The organism is Candidatus Darwinibacter acetoxidans, assembly GCF_041936445.1.
Taxonomy (GTDB): Bacteria; Bacillota; Limnochordia; order Darwinibacteriales; family Darwinibacteriaceae; genus DTU010.
On sequence record NZ_JBHGXH010000275.1, the window covers coordinates 1 to 3,081 of the forward strand.

Here is a 3,081-nt window from a genome sequence, read left to right on the forward strand (position 1 = left end):
TGAGCCCCCATTCCCGGCGCATCCGAACTGTCTATGCGCTCTGGTGCCGGTGCATGAGGATCCGGAGAAATTTGTGCAAAGACTGAAAAAATGGATAAATGATCCAAGTAGTGACCAGGAGTTAGAGAAGTGGTATCAGGAGTTGTCGGGGCGATAAGGGAAGACCTGTAATTCCATAGAAAAGGGGTATTTTTATGGAGAAACCAATCAAGGACCAGAAGATTCAGGTGAAGCAGCCTCCTCCTTTCAGAAGAATAGAGGTCCACTCCGGGCATCAAAAGCTCATGGTCCGGGATTTAAAAACTGGGCAATATGTTGGTAAGAGGTAAGCTGAGACATACCTTGAGGAGGAGGTGAAAAAGCGCTGAAAAAGTTCATAGTTATCAAAACCGAGAGCAGTGCTTACTGGGGGGACGTGGACAAGTCCCGAATCTGGTCTATGCTCAAGAAAGGATTGGAGGAAGGGGTGGAAGGGGCTGTTGCGGCTGTTAAGGAGGTATATGCCGCGATTAAGACCTCCATCAATAAGGAGCTAACTCAAGCAGACTGTTGGGGACCCCACCACGAGATTCGGGACGACGGTAGCATCGTCCTGAACCGGGCCGGTCTTATCGCTGCAGCAGCGGCCTTGTCAGGAGCCCGGAGTGAGCCTGATTTATCTCCAGCTCAGAAAAGCCAGGCAGCCAGGCACTTGTTAAGGCATTACCGGGAGCTGGAGCTGGAACCGCCGGAGTCCCTGATAGGATCTATCGGGGAAATGCGTGCTCTCCAGGCACTCATCTGTGGGGAAATGGATGTGGATGATATCCCTCTTGCCCCTTGGGTGGACTTGAACTCCATAAAGGCTGGGGATGATTCCCCGATGGAGGTCGTGGTGGAAGTCCCGGCTGGTAAGAGTAAGCGGGGATGGAATTATACACCTGAAGCATTGAAAGCTATCGTAGGAGAAGTTATGTCACAAGGGCTTCCCGGATTCCTCGGCCACCAGAAGCCGGAGGATGTGGACAGCCAGTTCCCTACCCCCGTCACCCATTGGGTTGGTGCTAAGTGGGAGAATGGAAGGGCATATTTTCGAGGGGTGATCGATAAGGCTGCTGCCGACCTGAAGCGCTGGATCAAGGCCCATACCATCCGCCAGGTGAGTATTTTTGGGGTGCCAAAGCTTCAGCGGGTGAATGGGGAATACAACGTAGTGGATTACAAGCCGTTATCCATCGACTGGACCCCACTGAATCGCTCCGGGATGCCTACATTCGTGGTGGCTATCGGGGAGATGCCGGAGCTGGATGAGATTATTAAAAACGGAGGTGTTATAGCAGAAATGTCTTGGAAGGAATATGTTTCTAAACTTAAAGCAATGCTACAAAGCGGTGAAGTGACGGTGCAACAAATCTGTGGTGAGATGGGATGGACAGCGGAACAATTGGCTAAGATCCTTGACCCTGACTGGGTGAACAAGGTCACCGGGGAAATGTCTACGATGGAGGAAATTAGGAAAACGGTCTCTGGGGACAAGCCGGTTGAAGTGATTGCGGGAGCCTTTGAGACCCTGGATAAGGTAAGGCGCGCCCTGGATATCTCCGGGGAAATGGATGTAGTTAAGGCTGCTGAGGATGCCAAAAAGGCCCTCGACGAGAAGGCCCGGACGGACTGGGAAAAGACGATGAATGAGGTCATTAAGGAGAAGGTTGCCGGGGAAATGGCCCAGGCGCTGGTCAAGAAGATGCTCCAGGTTCCGGAAGATGCTACCAAAGAGCAAATCGCTGGTGAGATTGACAAGCTCTTGGCGGATGAAACCATCAAGACCGCCATCAGTAGGTTCCACACGGACTTCCCGCCTCCCGTAGGCAATACCGGCAGCGGTAGTGACTCCGGCGTGGTGAAGAAGCGGACATCCAGCATCTAACAAAAGCAAACAAAGGCTTATGGCCTTAATTTAATGTGGAGGTGTATTAAATTGACTTGGACTGGACAACCTACTCCCGCAACTGCTGTATATCTTGGTTACGGGAAAATCTCTGACGGAAAATCGATTAAGGTGGATGTGCCGGAGAGCACCACCATTACTGCTGGCAAACTCTATCTCCTGGACGGCTTTTTGGGGGTTGCGATGGAGAGTGTTACCACCGGTGAAAGGGAAACTTCTGAGGTGACACTTTCTATTGAGAATGCCGAGTATGAAACCGACCAAATCAATACTGAGGAGGCTTTCACTTTCACCAAAGGGGCGGATGTCTATTGGGACAGCACCAACAAGCGCCTGACCACCACTGCTACGGCTCTTTATGCAGGCCAGGTGACCTCTGCAAAAGATGATAGCAACAACGTGATCTGGTTTAAGCTAGCCCCGCGGGTAATCACAAATGCGGATGCCCTGGCGAGCTACTTGCGTAACAGTGTTCAAGCCGGGCTTCTGGCCGGAGCCCCAACTACCCCATCTACCCATGCCGACGGTGGCGCCTATGACTTCAATGTCGACATTGAGCCCGGCCTGGTGAAGGTAAACAATGTTCTGAAAGAGTTTGCCGCTCAGGTTGACTTCGACATTGATAATGGGGCGGAGAGCCCACTCAGCGCGGCCAAACCGGACATTATCTACACTGTTGTAGCCGCTGAGGCTAATGGCGTTGTAACTATGGTTCCGGTAGCCGGGGTCGCTGCCGCTGCTGATGCCGCCGCCGCACCAACCACTGCCGCCATCACTGCCGCGGTAGAGCACACCAACTGGATCAGGCTGTTTAATACCAAGATCAGCCGTACTGGGGCCTCCGCCATTTCTCAGACCTACGACAACAGCGTCCGCCCGAGCTACTAGCCCTAAACCAAACTTTGGAGGTGTATAAATTGTCCTTTAATGTTGTATCTATTGAGTCCCTGAGAGAGAAACGGCGTCAGGGTACTTTCACGTCGAAGGTGCCCTTTGTTGTGAATGGAAAGCTGCATGAAGTTGAAAAGAAAATTATCAACGGGGAAATGGAAACCCTCGAGCTCACTCGGCCTGTTGGGGAAATGCTCACCAGCGGTTCCCTTTCCCAGTACACCGACCTCCTGCGCAAGGTCGTCCTTGATGTTGAACTGGGC

Annotated in this window: 2 protein-coding genes and 1 pseudogene; all 3 read left to right on the forward strand. The window is 52.3% G+C overall.

Annotated features, from left to right (window positions below):
- Positions 1–415: 415 nt before the first annotated feature.
- Positions 416–1,906: a hypothetical protein gene (locus ACE4YL_RS10575; RefSeq protein WP_461369625.1), complete on the forward strand. Its 1,491-nt coding sequence runs from the start codon at positions 416–418 to the stop codon at positions 1,904–1,906.
- A gap of 51 nt (positions 1,907–1,957) precedes the next feature.
- A complete protein-coding gene (locus ACE4YL_RS10580) occupies positions 1,958–2,815 on the forward strand; it encodes a DUF2190 family protein (protein WP_461369626.1) in 858 nt (285 codons plus the stop codon).
- 29 nt (positions 2,816–2,844) lie between these two features.
- Positions 2,845–3,081, forward strand: a pseudogene (locus ACE4YL_RS10585) (hypothetical protein); the annotation flags it as partial.